This window comes from Streptomyces sp. NPDC059371 (assembly GCF_042751995.1).
In the GTDB taxonomy this organism is placed as follows: Bacteria; Actinomycetota; Actinomycetes; order Streptomycetales; family Streptomycetaceae; genus Streptomyces.
This window is the reverse complement of sequence record NZ_JBHYXD010000010.1, coordinates 19,859-34,341: the sequence shown is the minus strand read 5'-3', so window position 1 is coordinate 34,341 and position 14,483 is coordinate 19,859. Positions and strand designations below refer to the sequence as shown.

At 69.9% G+C, this 14,483-nt stretch carries 13 protein-coding genes and 1 riboswitch; of the genes, 7 read left to right on the top strand and 6 right to left on the bottom strand.

Annotation, left to right across the window (positions count from 1 at the left end; translation table 11 throughout):
• The first annotated feature begins 100 nt into the window (after positions 1 to 100).
• The 3 genes from ACFXGX_RS08575 to ACFXGX_RS08565 all read left to right on the top strand — a co-directional run bounded on the left by ACFXGX_RS08575 (position 101) and on the right by ACFXGX_RS08565 (position 2,048).
• Positions 101 to 313, top strand: a complete 213-nt coding sequence (locus ACFXGX_RS08575; protein WP_382783201.1) for a DUF5326 family protein — start codon at positions 101 to 103, stop codon at positions 311 to 313.
• Positions 314 to 795: 482 nt separating this feature from the next.
• Positions 796 to 1,509: an IclR family transcriptional regulator gene (locus ACFXGX_RS08570; RefSeq protein ID WP_384786933.1), complete on the top strand. Its 714-nt coding sequence runs from the start codon at positions 796 to 798 to the stop codon at positions 1,507 to 1,509.
• Positions 1,510 to 1,610: 101 nt separating this feature from the next.
• The gene (locus tag ACFXGX_RS08565) at positions 1,611 to 2,048 is read left to right on the top strand and encodes an SsgA family sporulation/cell division regulator (RefSeq protein WP_384786662.1); all 438 of its coding nucleotides are present in this window, start codon (positions 1,611 to 1,613) and stop codon (positions 2,046 to 2,048) included.
• Positions 2,049 to 2,130: 82 nt separating this feature from the next.
• Here ACFXGX_RS08565 and ACFXGX_RS08560 read toward each other — a convergent pair whose 3' ends face one another.
• On the bottom strand, positions 2,131 to 3,648 hold the full coding sequence (locus ACFXGX_RS08560) for a YibE/F family protein (protein WP_384786659.1): 1,518 nt from the start codon (positions 3,646 to 3,648) through the stop codon (positions 2,131 to 2,133).
• A 71-nt stretch (positions 3,649 to 3,719) separates the two neighbouring features.
• Positions 3,720 to 3,876, top strand: a riboswitch (TPP riboswitch).
• Here ACFXGX_RS08560 and thiC point away from each other — a divergent pair.
• Positions 3,869 to 5,689 (top strand): phosphomethylpyrimidine synthase ThiC, encoded by a 1,821-nt coding sequence (thiC, locus tag ACFXGX_RS08555; RefSeq protein WP_384786656.1) that lies wholly within the window; start codon positions 3,869 to 3,871, stop codon positions 5,687 to 5,689. It overlaps the preceding riboswitch by 8 nt.
• 57 nt (positions 5,690 to 5,746) lie before the next feature.
• Here the strand turns inward: thiC and ACFXGX_RS08550 are convergent, their stop codons facing one another.
• Together ACFXGX_RS08550 and ACFXGX_RS08545 are read right to left on the bottom strand one after the other, a co-directional pair.
• A complete protein-coding gene (locus ACFXGX_RS08550; RefSeq protein ID WP_384786654.1) occupies positions 5,747 to 6,142 on the bottom strand; it encodes a VOC family protein in 396 nt (131 codons plus the stop codon).
• Positions 6,139 to 6,501 carry a DUF1801 domain-containing protein gene (locus ACFXGX_RS08545; RefSeq protein WP_384786651.1) on the bottom strand — a complete coding sequence of 121 codons (363 nt, stop codon included), beginning with the start codon at positions 6,499 to 6,501 and terminating at the stop codon, positions 6,139 to 6,141. Before ACFXGX_RS08545 ends, ACFXGX_RS08550 begins: the two co-directional genes overlap by 4 nt.
• Positions 6,502 to 6,709: 208 nt before the next feature.
• Here ACFXGX_RS08545 and ACFXGX_RS08540 point away from each other — a divergent pair, with 208 nt between their 5' ends.
• Together ACFXGX_RS08540 and ACFXGX_RS08535 are read left to right on the top strand one after the other, a co-directional pair.
• A complete protein-coding gene (locus tag ACFXGX_RS08540; protein WP_384786648.1) occupies positions 6,710 to 7,654 on the top strand; it encodes a LysR family transcriptional regulator in 945 nt (314 codons plus the stop codon).
• Positions 7,651 to 9,201 carry a VWA domain-containing protein gene (locus tag ACFXGX_RS08535; protein ID WP_384786645.1) on the top strand — a complete coding sequence of 517 codons (1,551 nt, stop codon included), beginning with the start codon at positions 7,651 to 7,653 and terminating at the stop codon, positions 9,199 to 9,201. The genes ACFXGX_RS08540 and ACFXGX_RS08535 overlap by 4 nt, the downstream gene beginning before the upstream one ends.
• A gap of 174 nt (positions 9,202 to 9,375) precedes the next feature.
• On the opposite strand, the gene ACFXGX_RS08530 is transcribed toward ACFXGX_RS08535, so the two are convergent.
• The 3 genes from ACFXGX_RS08530 to ACFXGX_RS08520 all read right to left on the bottom strand — a co-directional run bounded on the left by ACFXGX_RS08530 (position 9,376) and on the right by ACFXGX_RS08520 (position 12,871).
• Entirely contained in the window at positions 9,376 to 10,239 is an 864-nt protein-coding gene (locus ACFXGX_RS08530; protein ID WP_384786642.1) for a hypothetical protein, read from the bottom strand.
• Positions 10,240 to 10,419: 180 nt separating this feature from the next.
• Positions 10,420 to 11,556: a metallophosphoesterase gene (locus tag ACFXGX_RS08525; protein ID WP_384786639.1), complete on the bottom strand. Its 1,137-nt coding sequence runs from the start codon at positions 11,554 to 11,556 to the stop codon at positions 10,420 to 10,422.
• Positions 11,557 to 11,758: 202 nt separating this feature from the next.
• Positions 11,759 to 12,871 carry a LacI family DNA-binding transcriptional regulator gene (locus ACFXGX_RS08520; RefSeq protein ID WP_384786636.1) on the bottom strand — a complete coding sequence of 371 codons (1,113 nt, stop codon included), beginning with the start codon at positions 12,869 to 12,871 and terminating at the stop codon, positions 11,759 to 11,761.
• Positions 12,872 to 13,347: 476 nt separating this feature from the next.
• Here ACFXGX_RS08520 and hisC point away from each other — a divergent pair, with 476 nt between their 5' ends.
• Positions 13,348 to 14,427 carry a histidinol-phosphate transaminase gene (hisC, locus tag ACFXGX_RS08515; protein WP_384786633.1) on the top strand — a complete coding sequence of 360 codons (1,080 nt, stop codon included), beginning with the start codon at positions 13,348 to 13,350 and terminating at the stop codon, positions 14,425 to 14,427.
• Positions 14,428 to 14,483 lie beyond the last annotated feature (56 nt).

Here is a 14,483-nt window from a genome sequence, read left to right as displayed (position 1 = left end):
GGCCCTCCTCCGGCCTAGCATCGGATGCGAGAGAACCAGAGAACCCGGAATCAGTGTCCCGGAGTCGGGGCCACGGGCGAGGAGAGGTAAGGACAGGGCGATGCAGGAGATCTTCAGCGGTATGCCGTGGTGGGTGAAGTGGGTCGCGGTGCCGGTCATCGCCCTCGTGGTGTTCGGCGGTCTGATAGCGAGCGTCGTCGGGTTCGTCATCGGCCTGCTCTTCAAGCTGCTCGTCTTCGTCGCGCTCGTCGGTGGGCTGATCTTCGTGGTGCGGAAGTTCATGTCGGGCTCCTCCTCGCGCAGCGACTGGTGAGGCGTGCGGGGGCGAGCGACAGGTAACGGAGAAAGGGGAAAGGGAACCCAAGGTTCCCTCGGCCGGGGGAAGTTTTCCGGTGAGGCCCTGTCTGAGCGGTGACGGGCCGTTAGAGTCCGGAACTCGACGCGGGGCCGACCCCGCGGGCAGCGCACAGTCCCCTCCCGTGACTCCCCGCACGGGCGGTCCTCCCTCGCTCTTCGGAGTGCCCCTTGGCCACGGTTGACATCGCACCCGCACCATCCGTCGCTCCACCCTTCCGGCGACCGGGTACGCCAGCGGCGGCACGCGTTCCGCCGGTGCAGCCGCGTACCTCGCCGGGGGAGCCGCCCCCCTCGCTCACCCCGTCCGGGAAGCGGGCGGAGTCCCGGACCCCGGCGACCGGGGAACCCGCCCGGCGGGCCCGCACCCCTTCGGCGGAGCGGGAAGCCGGTCCCCTGGACTCGCGCACCACCACGTTGATCGGCTCGGTCCAGCGCGCGATGCGTCTGCTGGAGGCCGTCGCCTCCCGTGAGCAGGGCGCCCCCGCCAAACAGCTCGCCCGGGAGGCCGGACTGGCGTTGCCGACCGCGTACCACCTGTTGCGCACCCTGGTCCACGAGGGCTATCTGCGGCGTGACAGGGGGCTGTTCTTCCTCGGCGAGGCAGCCGAGCGGCTCGGCAGCAGCGGAGCCCGGCAGAAACGTCGCAGCACCGTGCGGGACACCCTCGAGCACTGGCGCGACGCGATCGGCGCACCCGTGTACTACGCGGTCTACCGCGAGGGTGAGATCGAGGTCACGTGTGTCGTCGACACCCCGGCGAGCCCCGCCGTCGAGGAGTGGGCCGACTTCCGAGAGACCGGGCACGCCCACGCGGTCGGTCAGTGCCTGCTGGCCCAGTTGGACGACAAGTCCCGGCGTGACCACCTCGACCGCTACCCGGTGCGGGCGCTCACCCCGTACACGGTGCGTGACGAGGACCGTCTGCTGCGCCGGCTGGAACGGACGGGCCGGATGGAACCGGTGATCGAGCGGCAGGAGTACGCGCTGGGCACGGTCTGCGCCGCGATCCCGGTCACGGCGGGCAGTTCGGCCGCCGTCGTGGCCTTCTCCCTCCCGTCCCACCAGGGCGACCGCCTGATCCCCACGGCACGGAGACTCCAGAGCGAGGTGGGCCGCCTGCTAGGAACACTCGCCATCTCTATCAGTATCTGAAAACTCACTCCTTGTAATTAGGCATGCACGTTGAGCAAGATTTCCAGCAGTGTCAGGTGGGACGACTGCTGGCCAGTCGACAGCAAACGACGGGGTAGGCGATGCGTGAGTCGGTGCAGGCAGAGGTCATGATGAGCTTCCTCGTGTCCGAGGAGCTGTGCTTCCGCATTCCTGTCGAGCTGCGATACGAGACCTGTGATCCGTACGCGGTGCGGCTGACCTTCCACTTGCCCGGCGACGCGCCGGTGACCTGGGCGTTCGGACGGGAACTGCTCATCGACGGGGTGGGCAGGCCCTGCGGTGACGGCGATGTGCACATCGCTCCGGCCGACCCGGAGGCCCTCGGAGAGGTGCTGATCCGGCTTCAGGTCGGCGGTGATCACGCGCTGTTCCGGTCCGGGACCGCGCCGCTCGTCGCGTTCCTCGACCGGACGGACCGGCTCGTGCCGCTCGGGCAGGAACGCTCTCTCGAGGGTTTCGACACATCCCTCGACGCGGTGCTCGACCGCATCCTCTCGGAGGAGCAGAGCGCGGGCTGACGCACCGGTCGGCCCGGAGCGGAGGAACGCTTCCTCACGAGGGCCGCCGGTGCAGGATGGTTTCAGCGCCACCTGGGACGGGTCAGTGCTTGCGGCGACGCCCCTTGCCGCTCCGTGCCGGGGTCCTGTCGGCCGCGGGCTGCGCGGGGACGGGCGCGCCGCCCTCGCGGTCCGCCGCGACCACCAGGGCGGCCAGCGCGGTCGTCACCGGCACCGCGGCGACCAGACCGATCGATCCGACGAGTGTCCGCACGATCTCCTCGGCGACCAGTTCGCTGTTGGCGACGGTGTCCACGCTGCTCTGCGCGATCGAGAAGAGCAGCAGCAGCGGCAGGGCGGCGCCCGCGTAGGCCAGGACGAGCGTGTTGACGACCGACGCGATGTGGTCGCGGCCGATACGGATACCCGCCCGGTACAGACCGCGCCGGCCCATCGTGGGGTTCGCCTCGTGCAGTTCCCAGACCGCGGACGTCTGCGTCACCGTCACGTCGTCCAGGACACCGAGCGAACCGATGATGACGCCGGCCAGCAGCAGGCCGCTCATGTCGATGGACGGGTACAGGCCGTGGATCAGGCCGGTGCTGTCGTCGGTGTTGCCGGTCAGCACAGCCCAGTCGATGAAGAACGAGCCGAGGAAACCGATCAGCACCAGGGAGAGCAGGGTGCCGACCACCGCCACGGACGTCCGGGCCGACAGACCGTGACACATGTAGAGCGCGATCAGCATGATCGCGCTGGACCCGACGACGGCCACGAGCAGCGGGTTCGAGCCCTGCAGGATCGCGGGCAGGATGAAGAAGTTCAGGATCACGAAGCTGATGGCCAGGGCGACCAGCGCCATGATGCCGCGCATCCTGCCGATCACCACGACGACCACCGCGAAGATCACGGCGAGCAGCGTCAGGGGCAGCTTCCGGTTCGCGTCCGTGACGGAGTACTGGAGGTCCTTGGGGGCGGACGGCTCGTACGCGACAACGACCTTCTCGCTCTGGTGCAACTGCCGTGACTGGTCCGGCTGGACGATCTCGGTGAACGTGCGGCCCTTGTCCTTTCCGGTGTCGATCCGGACGGTCGCCTTCTTGCACTCCCCCGAGGCCCGGCTCTGAGCCGAGGCACCCCCGGTGGCGGAGGCGTCGCCCGCCGAGGTCCCGGAGGAGGCGTTCACGGACTTGCAGTCCAGCTGGTCGATCTTCGTGACCGTCGCCTGCTGGGTCTGCCGGTCGAAGCCGACACCGGTGCGCTCGTGGGCCGGCGCGCCGCCGGGCCACAGGAGCACGAGACCCGCCACGACCGCCGCCGCGAAGGGGATCAGTACCGCGGCGATGACCTTGCGCAGATGTTTGGAGACCGGCGCCGCGGGACCGTGGCTGTGGGAATGCCCGTGCCCGGCGCCCGCGGGCTCGCTGTGCCCGCGGCGGGAACCCGGCTCGTGCCCGTCGCCCGAACCGTGATGATCACCGTCCGGTCCGTGCCCATGTCCGTTCCCCTGCTCATGCTGGTGCTCGGGGCCGGTGCCGGAGCCATGTCCGCGGCCGCCGTCGGAGCCGGGACGGCGCGGTGGCTCGGAGGGGGGAAACGAGTGCTGCCGGGTCGTCGTCACCGCCCGATCATCGCAAGAACGTCAAGGGCCCTCTGTTCACCGCGCCAAATATGACGCTAGCGTGGAGGCACCTTTGCACACGCGGGAGCTCGGAGCACCGGGCTGAGAGGACGCTGACCTCCGTCTTCGCGATGTTTCACATGAAACATCGGCGATCGGAAGCCGCTGCGTCGACCGCTGAACCTGTTACCGGGTAATGCCGGCGTAGGGAGTAGGTCAGATGACCGACAAGGATGTACGCATGCCTGCCTCCGGACGGACGGACGGGGCTTCGCCGCCGTCTCCGGACGGCCAGGACAGGCAGTCCATCGGCTGGCACAAGGCGTACGTCGAGGGCACACGCCCCGATCTGCGGGTGCCGGTCCGCCAGGTGCACCTCACCAACGGGCAGTCCGTGACGCTGTACGACACGTCCGGCCCGTACACCGATCCGACCGTCGACACCGATGTGCGCAGGGGGCTGGCGCCGCTGCGTGAGAGCTGGATCATCGGGCGCGGAGACACCGAGGAGTACGCGGGCCGTCCCGTTCGCCCCGAGGACGACGGGATCAAGCACACGTCCCCGCGCGGAGGGCTGCGCAACCTCGACGCGGTCTTCCCCGGCCGGCCGCGTCAGCCACGCCGTGGGCGGCCCGGCCGGGCGGTCACCCAACTGGCCTACGCGCGACGCGGGGAGATCACGCCCGAGATGGAGTTCGTGGCGCTCCGCGAGAACGTCGACCCCGAGGTCGTACGGGAGGAGATCGCCGCGGGCCGGGCGGTGCTGCCCGTGAACGTCAACCATCCGGAGATCGAGCCGATGATCATCGGTAAACGGTTCCTGGTGAAGGTCAACGCCAACATCGGCAATTCCGCGGTGACTTCCTCCATCGAGGAGGAGGTGGAGAAGATGACCTGGGCGACCCGCTGGGGCGCCGACACGGTCATGGACCTGTCCACCGGTCGCAACATCCACACCACCCGTGAATGGGTGCTGCGCAACTCCCCCGTACCCATCGGCACCGTGCCGCTCTATCAGGCGCTGGAGAAGGTCGACGGCCGTGCCGAGGAGCTGACCTGGGAGATCTACAAGGACACCGTCATCGAACAGGCCGAGCAGGGCGTGGACTACATGACGGTCCACGCGGGTGTGCGCCTGGCGTACGTGCCGCTCACCGCGAACCGCAAGACCGGCATCGTCTCGCGCGGCGGCTCGATCATGGCCGCCTGGTGCCTCGCGCACCACAAGGAGTCGTTCCTGTACGAGAACTTCGAGGAGCTCTGCGAGATCCTCGCCGCGTACGACGTCACCTACTCGCTCGGCGACGGGCTGCGGCCGGGGTCCATCGCGGACGCCAACGACGCCGCGCAATTCGCCGAGTTGAGGACGCTCGGGGAACTCAACGCGGTCGCGAAGCGTTTTCAGGTACAGACGATGATCGAAGGCCCGGGACACGTCCCGATGCACAAGATCAAGGAGAACATCGACCTTCAGCAGGAGATCTGTGATGAAGCTCCGTTCTATACCCTCGGCCCGCTGACGACGGACGTCGCGCCGGCGTACGACCACATCACTTCCGGCATCGGTGCCGCGATGATCGCCTGGTGGGGCACGGCCATGCTCTGCTACGTCACGCCCAAGGAGCACTTGGGCCTGCCCGATCGTGACGACGTCAAGACCGGCGTCATCACCTACAAGATCGCCGCCCACGCGGCCGACCTCGCCAAGGGGCACCCGGGTGCGCAGGAGTGGGATGACGCGCTCTCCGACGCCCGCTTCGAGTTCCGGTGGGAGGACCAGTTCAACCTGGCTCTCGACCCGGACACGGCGCGGGAGTTCCACGACCAGACACTGCCGGCCGAGCCCGCCAAGACGGCCCACTTCTGCTCCATGTGCGGGCCGAAGTTCTGCTCGATGAAGATCAGCCAGGACATCAACGAGCGGTTCGGCGGTGAAGCGGCCGACGGTGCCTCCGCCGCGGAGATCTCCGAGGGCATGCTTCAGAAGTCCCGGGAGTTCGCGGAGGCCGGCAACCGCGTGTACCTGCCGCTGGCCGACTGAGCCGGCCCACGGGGGCGCGGTCCGGGGATCACACCCGGACCGCGGTCCCCGGCCCGGTCACGGTGTGACGTCCTGCGGGTACCAGCGCAGTTCGACGGTGTTGCCGTCCGGGTCCCGGACATAGACCGACGTCGCGGTGCCACGCGCGCCGAAGCGTTCCACGGGCCCTTCGAGCACGGTGAAGGATCCCGACGCGATGACCCGGTCCCAGTCCAGCGGTTCCACGGTGAGACAGATGTGGTCGACGTTGGACCCCTCAGGGGCATGGGCGATCAGATCGATGATGGTTTCCGCGGTGACCCTCACCGACGGGAACGGGGCCTGCCCGAGACGCCATTCGGCGACGCGTACGGGTTCCAGGCCGAGAAGCCCGGTGTAGAAGTCCAGGGACCGTTCGACGTCCTCCACCTTGAGGACCAGGTGGTCGAAGGCCTTCACGCGCAGGGTGGTCATGTCGTCTCCAGGGCGACGGCGTGGCGAAGCCACGCGCTGAACAGGTCGGGGTCGATCTCTTCGGTACGGCCGAGCTTCACCGAGGCCATCCGGCGGGCTCCGGCGACGAGCCGGCCCGATGGGTCGGTCACGTCCTGGCCGCGCCACAGGCCGAAGGTGACGTAGGACGGGTAGGCCTTGAGCAGACAGACCGGGGTCCGGCCCGGCTTGTCCCCGAGGCTCCAGGTGGGATGGCCGTGCCACATCGCGCCGGAGTCGTCGGGGAGGACCGAGTCGATGACGTGCCCGACCCTCTCGCCGATGTCGCGCAGCGGGCCGTCGAGCCCGTTCAGGTGGGCGGTGATGTCCGCGGAAGCCATGGGTTTCCCATTCGGAGAGGGTGTGATCGGTGTGGCGGACGCGGTGGGCGGAGCCGGGCACGGAGGCGCCGTGTGCTCGGCCGGCCTGGGGACTGTTCGGCTCCCTCCCGCGGCCGGGTGGACGCCTTCTACGATCCGCCGCGGGACGGACGCCATCAAGGCATGATCGCTGTACGACCGTTGAGCCAGATTTAACGCTGGGGGGTTCATGCTGGAGCGACTGGAGATCGAGACCTTTCTGACGCTGTCCGAGGAGCTGCACTTCGGCAGGACCGCCGAGCGGCTGCTGATCACCACCGGGCGGGTCAGCCAGGTGATCAAGACGCTGGAGCGCAGAGTCGGCGGCCTGCTGTTCGAACGCACCAGCCGTTCGGTCCGGCTCACCCCGATCGGCCGGCAGCTCGCGGACGACCTGGCACCCCTCGTCGCCGGGATCGAAGCCGCGCTGGGAAGGGCGGCCGACGCAAGCCGGGGGATCACCGGAGAGCTGCGGGCCGCCTTCCTCGGTGAGTGGACGGCGCCCGCGCTTCTCAGAGCGGTCGCCCTGTTCGGTGAGCGTCACCCGGACTGCCGGGTCGACGTGCGGGAGGTCCAGCTCTCCAACTCCCGTGCGAGTCTGCTGGACGGTTCGGTCGATGTGCTCCTCGCTTCGTTCCCCTTCGACGGAATGGCCCGCGGACCCGCCCTGCTGCGGGAGGAACGGGTCCTGGCGGTCGCGGCCGGTCATCCGCTGGCCGGCGAGGAACGGCTGTCCCTGGAGGTGCTCGCGGAGCACCCCGTGGTGCAGTACCCCGCGGTGACCTCGGCGGCGTTCAAGCGGGACCGCACACCGGACCACACCCCTTCGGGCAGACCCGTCCCGAAGGGCCCGGTCGGCGGTTCGTTCTCCGAGATGCTGACCCTGGTCGCTATGGGCCGGGGCGTCCTCCCGGTCGGGGAGCACTCGCGGCAGTACTACCCCCGGCCCGACATCGCCTACGTGCCTCTTCACGACGCCCGGCCGATCGAACGGGGACTGGTGTGGAGGGAGAGCAACACCACCGAGCGTTTGCGTGAGTTCGTCCGGGCCGCGTCGGACGCGGCCGGCTCTTCTCGCGCGCGGGCGTATCGGTCGGATCCACCGACGGCTTCTCCAGGGAGACTGGGCGCATGACACCGACATCGATGAGCAAGGGTGCCAACCTTCCCGTTGCCGCGCAGGAGGTGCGGGTCGTACTCGGCTGGTCCGGGGGTCCTGGCGCGCCGGACGCCGATGCCTCGGCGCTGCTGCTGCGCGCGGACGGGCGGGTGCGCGACGACGGTGACTTCGTCTTCTACAACCAGCCCCGGCATGCCTCCGGCGCCGTGCGCCACTCGGGCAAGCGGCGGGAGGGCGACGGAACGACGGACACCGTCGAGGTGGATCTGCGCGCCCTGGAGCCCGAGATCCAGCGGGTGGTCCTGGGCGCCTCGGCCGACGGGGGCACCTTCGGTGAGCTGTCGGGTCTGAAGCTGAGGCTGCTCGACGCCGGAACCGGCGAGGAACTGGCGTTCTTCGAGATGGAGGCGACGACGGAGACCGCCTTCATCGGAGGCGAGCTGTATCTGCGGGGCGGTCGGTGGAAGTTCCGCGCGGTGGGCCAGGGGTATGCGTCCGGACTCGCGGGCCTGGCGACGGACTTCGGGATCAGCGTGGACGAGGAGCCGGGCGCTTCCGGGAGTACGGACGCGAGAAGCTCGGCCCCCGGAACCGCCTCACCGGCACCGGCACTCCCGTCGGCAACGAATCCGCCGCCGGCACCGGCGTTCCCGAGCGTTCCCGTCCCCCCGTCGCCTCCGTCGGCACCGGCACCCCCACAGGCCCCCGCGGCCCCGCCGGCCCCCGTGCCCCCGGCCGCACCCGTCCCGTCGGTACCCCCGGTGCCCCAGGCGCCCCCGGGTCCCGGCTTGGCTCCTCGTCTCGTCAAGGGAGAGGAGCGGTTGCCCGTGGACATGCGCAAGCGGCTCTCCCTGCGCAAGGAGCAGGTGGCGGTCAGTCTGCGCAAGCACGGTGCCGTGGGCGTCAGGGCCCGCGTCATCCTGGTCCTGGACGCTTCCGGCTCCATGTCGTTCCTGTACTCCAAGGGCGTCGTGGCCGATGTCGTGGAGCGGATGGCCGCGGTGGCGGCCCAGCTGGACGACGACGGGGAGATGCAGGCGTGGACCTTCGCGTCGAACCCGGCACGGCTGCCGGACCTCGCCCTGGGCGATCTGCCGGAGTGGCTGGAGCACCATGTCCGGGTCGGTGAACTGACCTTGTTCCGGCGGAAGAAGCCGAAGAAGGGCCTGCTGCCCGGCCAGGTGGACATGCGGGCGGTGGGCATCCAGAACGAGGAGCAGAAGGTGATCGCCGAGGTCCGGGCGTTCGTCCGCGCGAACCCGGCCCCAGATCCCACGCTGGTGCTCTTCTTCTCCGACGGCGGTGTCTATCGCAACAAGGAGATCGAGAAGGAGCTGCGGGAGGCGGTGGAAGAGCCGGTCTTCTGGCAGTTCGTCGGACTGGGGCGCTCCGACTACGGCGTTCTGGAGAGGTTCGACACCCTGCCGGGCCGGCGCGTCGACAACGTGGGCTTCTTCGCGGTCGACGACATCAGCGACGTACCGGATCCGGAGCTCTACGACCGGCTGCTGTCCGAGTTCCCGTCGTGGATGAAGGAGGCGCGTCGGCTGGGCATCGTCTGAGACAGCCCTATAGACGGCGGAGGGAGCCCGCGGGACGCCGTCGACGCATCCCGGGGCAGCCGTGAGAGCCCGCTCGTACCGGTGGCCGGAAAGAGCCCCACCGGCAAGGGTGTGCGGGCCCGCGCACCCGCGCGGGCCCTCTCCTGCCTCGGACCCGGCCGTCGGCCGGCCGGGTCACTCGGGCTGGTGTTCCGGTCCTCCGAAGTCCGGGCTGGAGAAGTCCGGGCTGGAGAAGCTCGGGCGCGGGCCCGCCGCGGGCCCGCCGTCGGGACTGCTGAACCCCGGCCGGCCGTACCCGAGGTGGGGCATGCGGCTCGGGGCCGGTGCGGGGCGGCTCAGTGCCGCCGAGCCCGGGTCCGCGAGGGCTTCCCGGAGGAACGGCATGATGCCGCGCTCCAGCAGGGCGTCACGCCAGGCCTCCTTGGCCCGGGCGACCTGTCCGGTCAGCTCGTCACCCGCTCCCGCGTGGAGGGAGGACGAACCGTTGCGCAGGGCGGTCAGCAGCAGTCCGGCCGCGGCGACCAGAATGGCGGCCGCCGTGACCGCGCCGAAGACCCATCCGGTGGTCAGAAGGGTTCTGGCGATGGTCGGCTCGGGATCGAGCATCCTCAGGACGTAGCCCACGAGCAGGAATATGGCCGCGGCTGTCCCGGCGAGGACGGGGGCGAGCACCGCGACGACGGCGACCGCCCCGGCCCCGGCGGTCTCGGTGACCTCCCCCACGGTGGCGGCGAGCCCCATAGCGGTCGTGCCCGGCTCCGTGGAGCCGGCTTCCTCGCTCATGGCCGGGGCGGGCCGCACCGGCCGGCGCAGTTCGCTGCGGACCTTCACGTAGTGCGCGTACTCGTCCGACGCGGCCGTCGTGATGAGGGCCGTGGCGTTGAGCGCCATGGTGCGCAGTTGTTCGAGGTTGAGCCGCTGGCCGACAGCGGCGAGTTCCGGGCGGTGTGGTGCGGAGCGCAGCGCCTCATCGAGGATCCGCTCGTATTCCTGGCGGTCCTCGCTCAGCAGGTGCTGCGGAACGCTGTTCATCTGCATCCCCCGATGCTCCGTAGGGCTGGTGGCTCGCACGCTGACGAGCCGTTGGGCAGAAACGGAGGGGAGCCTGCTACGGATAAGCCGATGGTAGAGCGGCGACGGCACGCCGTGACAGGGGGTTTCCAGAAATTGGCCCCTGTCCGGAGTGGTCCGTCGGCCGGACGCCTGCCCGGTGAACGCTCAGATATCCAGCGGAAGTTGTTGGACCAGCAGCTTTCCGGCCATGGTCACTCCACCGTCCATCGCGATGGCCAGACCGTCGGCGTAGACGTGCGGTCCTTCGATGACGGGACCCGCTCCGGCCTCGCCGTCCTCCGGGCCCACCTCGCCCAGAAGGTAGGGAATGGGGCTGTGGCCGTGGACGACGCGGGTGCCGCCGTACGCGTCGAGCAGTTCGCGGACCGCCTCGGCGCCCTCGTCGCGGAAGGCGAAGCGCCGGGTGAACTTGCGGAAGAGGTCCCAGCAGTCCTCGGCGTCGTTGCGGGTGAGGGTTTCGCGGACGGTGTCGTTGACCGCTTCGATGGAGTCGCCGTAGTCGAGGTAGGCGGTGGTGTCGGAGTGCACCAGAAGGTGTCCGTCGACCAGTTCCATGGCGTCGAGGCGGGCCATCCACTGCAGGTGGTGGTCCTGGAGGCGGTCCATGTCCGTCTTCTGGCCGCCGTTGAGGAGCCAGGCGGCCTGGAAGGTGGCGGTGCCGGCGCCGGAGCTGACCGGGGTGTCGCCGAACCGCTTGGCGCCGAGCAGCAGCAGCTCGTGGTTGCCCATGAGCGCCTTGCAGTAGCCGCCGGCCGCGGCCGCCTCGGCGGACAGCCGCATCACGAGGTCGATCACGCCGATGCCGTCCGGGCCCCGGTCGGTGAAGTCGCCGAGGAACCACAGGCGCGAGGTGCCGGCCGACCAGTTGCCGCCGGCGTCGACGAGGCCCTTGGCCTGGAGCGCGGCGACGAGCTGGTCGAGGTAGCCGTGCACGTCCCCGACGACGTACAGCGGGCCGGGTCCGGCGCCGGGTGCCGGGGCGGGTGCGCCGGAGGGGTCGACGGCGACCTGCTGGGTGTCGCCGCGGTTGATGACCGGCAGATCGCGCTGCGTGGGCGTGTACCCCTCGGAGAACTCTCCCGGGAACTCCGGCGGAGCCTCCCCGGACGCGTACGGGGACGACTCTCCCGGCGCGTACCGCGCAGTCATGGGTCCGGCGCCCTCGCCGTGAGGCGTGTTCTGCGCATACGGACCGGTCTCGTGGACGTACCCGGGTACCCGGAAGTCGCGCAACGTCGCCGTCCGCACCACCTCGGGTCCCTGACCGGCCCCCTGAGTCATCGACCCCTCCACCACCATCGCGCCGCATCTGCACCGGTTCGGACTGCCTGGTCGCAGCGGCCCGCGGTGTCGTCCGCCCATCATAGGAATGCGGATCGCGCCATGTGATGACCCAGGGGTGGTGAATCGGAACAGGAGCCCAGTTCACCGCGGTTTTCGCCCGAATTGGGCGGGGCTCGCCCCGCCCAATCCGGATCGTGCCTCAGCCCTGCTCGGGTGATCGGGGCGGACTGACGGTCGTCCGGGGCGGCCGCCGCTGCGACGAGGTCCGCACGATCAGCTCTGTGGGTATCACCTGCTCGACCGGTTGGTCCGTTTCGACCCCCTCGATGGCGTCGATCAGCAACTGGACGACCGCCGTGCCGATTCTGCGCGGTTTGAGGGACAGCGTCGTGACGGGCGGCTCGGTGCTGGCGTAGACGTTCGACTCGCTGCAGCACACCAGAAGCAGGTCTTCGGGTACGCGCAGACCGTAGCGGCGGGCGGCCGCCAGGAGGTCGGTGCCGTTCGGGTCGAAGAGGCCGTAGACGGCGTCCGGCCGGTCGGGCCGGGCGAGGAGCCGGTCGGCGGCCACCGCTCCGGCGCACGGATCGTGCGCGGGATAGGCCTCGTACACCGGATCCTGGCCCACGCGCTCGCACCAGCGCAGGTACGCGGTGGTGGAGAGGCGGGTGTACGTGTCCGTGGTGGTGCCGGTGAGGAGGCCGATGCGGCGGGCGCCGGCGTCGGCCAGGTGGTCGAGGATGCCGAGGACCGCGGCCTCGTGGTCGTTGTCCACCCAGGCGGTGACCGGGAGCGATCCCACGGGCCGGCCGTCGGAGACGACGGGCAGCCCCTGGCGGACCAGCTCGCTGACGACCGGATCCTGGTCGGACGGGTCGATGACCACGGTCCCGTCCAGGGCGACGTTCGACCACACGTCGTGGCGGGAGGTCGCCGGGAGGATGACCAGGGCGTATCCCCGGGCGAGCGCGGCCGAGGTGGCGGCTCTGGCCATCTCGGCGAAGTACGCGAACTCGGTGAAGGTGAAAGGTTCATCCCCGTACGTGGTGACGGTCAGGCCGATCAAGCCCGACTTGCCGGTACGGAGGGTTCGGGCCGCGGCCGAGGGGCGATACCCCAGCCGGTCGGCGACTTCGCGGACATGGCGTCGGGTGGCGTCCGGGAGCCGCCCCTTGCCGTTGAGGGCATCGGACACGGTTGTGATGGAGACCCCTGCTGCCGCGGCCACGTCTCTGATGCCCGCCCGGCCCGGCCGACCGCCTCGGCGGGAGGTCTCCGCCCGGCTCACCTGGTGCTTCCCTGCTGCTGTCATGGCGAGCCGATAGTAGGGCTCATACGGTGGGGTAGTGCGGACGCATATGCACGCGTTGACAGGCACGTTTCTGCATGATCGAAATGTGCTAACTCCCTTTGAACTGAAGGTAGTTGAACGTTCCCATCCCGATACGTGACTTGTCGGCGCGTGCGAGCCTGCCAAGCGGGCCATGTTTCGAAGAGGTCTCAACTCACCTGTACGAGGGATGCGCGCCACGGCGTGAGCCACCGGCGCATGTGATGGCCGTCGACGCGCCCCCTTTCGTACGACTTCGTACGGGGAGGGCCGCCGGGCGTGCGGCGGCGACGCCCCGGCCCGGTGTCACGGACGTCCGCGGATGATCATCCGGCGGGGCGCGCGGCGGTGTCGGGTTGTCCACAGGCCATTCGCAGCGGCGCGGAATCCTCATAAGGTGAGAAGCATTGGTAGCCGGTGGTGGTCATGAGCCGCTGGTGGTCACAAGGAGGACTGCGGTGAGCGACACGAACCCCAAGCTGCGTGCCGAGCTGGCGGGTATCCCCACCTACAAGCCCGGCAAACCCGCCGCCGCCGGCGGCGCTGTGGCGTACAAGCTGTCCTCCAACGAGAACCCGTATCCGCCGCTGCCGAGCGTGGTCGAGAGCCTGACCGCGGCGGTCGGTTCGTTCAACCGCTACCCGGACATGGCGTGCACGGGTCTGATGAACGAGCTGGCGGACCGTTTCGGCGTCCCCGTCTCGCACCTGGCGACCGGTACCGGCTCGGTCGGTGTCGCGCAGTCGCTGCTGCAGTCCACGAGCGGCCCCGGTGACGAGGTCATCTACGCCTGGCGCTCCTTCGAGGCGTACCCGATCATCACGCAGATCAGCGGGGCCACCTCGGTGCGGGTGCCGCTGACCCCGGGCGAGGTGCACGACCTGGACGCGATGGCCGATGCCATCACCGACCGGACGCGGCTGATTTTCGTCTGCAACCCGAACAACCCGACCGGCACGGTGGTCCGCCGGGCCGAGCTGGAGCGGTTCCTGGACCGGGTGCCGAGTGATGTGCTGGTCGTCCTGGACGAGGCGTACCGCGAGTTCATCCGTGACATCGAGGTGCCGGACGGTGTGGAGATCTACCGTGACCGGCCCAACGTCTGTGTGCTGCGCACGTTCTCCAAGGCGTACGGGCTGGCCGGGCTCCGGGTCGGTTTCGCGATCGCTCACGAGCCGGTGGCGGCCGCGCTGCGCAAGACGGCGGTGCCGTTCGGTGTGAGCCAGCTCGCCCAGGACGCCGCGGTGGCGAGCCTGCGGGCCGAGGACGAACTGATCGGCCGGGTCGGCTCGCTGGTCTCCGAGCGCACCCGGGTGGTCGACGCCCTGCGCGGTCAGGGCTGGACGGTGCCCGAGACGCAGGCCAACTTCGTGTGGCTGAGGCTGGGGGAGCGCACCCTCGACTTCGCCGCGCACTGCGAGCAGGCCGGGGTCGTCGTGCGGCCCTTCACGGGCGAGGGCGTCCGCGTCACGATCGGTGAGACCGAGGCGAACGACATCTTCCTGAAGGCGACCGAGAGCTTCCACAAGGGGCTGTAGCCACCTGGAGAGGGGGGGGGGGGGGGGGGATGCAGGGGGCAGCGCCGCGCGCGCGC

Excerpts from the sequence above, each read along its gene's own strand:
- ACFXGX_RS08575 (WP_382783201.1), top strand. The coding sequence starts at position 101 with ATGCAGGAGATCTTCAGCGGTATGCCGTGGTGGGTGAAGTGGGTCGCG.
- ACFXGX_RS08570 (WP_384786933.1), top strand. The coding sequence starts at position 796 with ATGCGTCTGCTGGAGGCCGTCGCCTCCCGTGAGCAGGGCGCCCCCGCC.
- ACFXGX_RS08565 (WP_384786662.1), top strand. The coding sequence starts at position 1,611 with ATGCGTGAGTCGGTGCAGGCAGAGGTCATGATGAGCTTCCTCGTGTCC.
- thiC (WP_384786656.1), top strand. The coding sequence starts at position 3,869 with ATGACCGACAAGGATGTACGCATGCCTGCCTCCGGACGGACGGACGGG.
- ACFXGX_RS08550 (WP_384786654.1), bottom strand. The coding sequence starts at position 6,142 with ATGACCACCCTGCGCGTGAAGGCCTTCGACCACCTGGTCCTCAAGGTG.
- ACFXGX_RS08545 (WP_384786651.1), bottom strand. The coding sequence starts at position 6,501 with ATGGCTTCCGCGGACATCACCGCCCACCTGAACGGGCTCGACGGCCCG.
- ACFXGX_RS08540 (WP_384786648.1), top strand. The coding sequence starts at position 6,710 with ATGCTGGAGCGACTGGAGATCGAGACCTTTCTGACGCTGTCCGAGGAG.
- ACFXGX_RS08535 (WP_384786645.1), top strand. The coding sequence starts at position 7,651 with ATGACACCGACATCGATGAGCAAGGGTGCCAACCTTCCCGTTGCCGCG.
- ACFXGX_RS08530 (WP_384786642.1), bottom strand. The coding sequence starts at position 10,239 with ATGCAGATGAACAGCGTTCCGCAGCACCTGCTGAGCGAGGACCGCCAG.
- ACFXGX_RS08525 (WP_384786639.1), bottom strand. The coding sequence starts at position 11,556 with ATGACTCAGGGGGCCGGTCAGGGACCCGAGGTGGTGCGGACGGCGACG.
- ACFXGX_RS08520 (WP_384786636.1), bottom strand. The coding sequence starts at position 12,871 with ATGACAGCAGCAGGGAAGCACCAGGTGAGCCGGGCGGAGACCTCCCGC.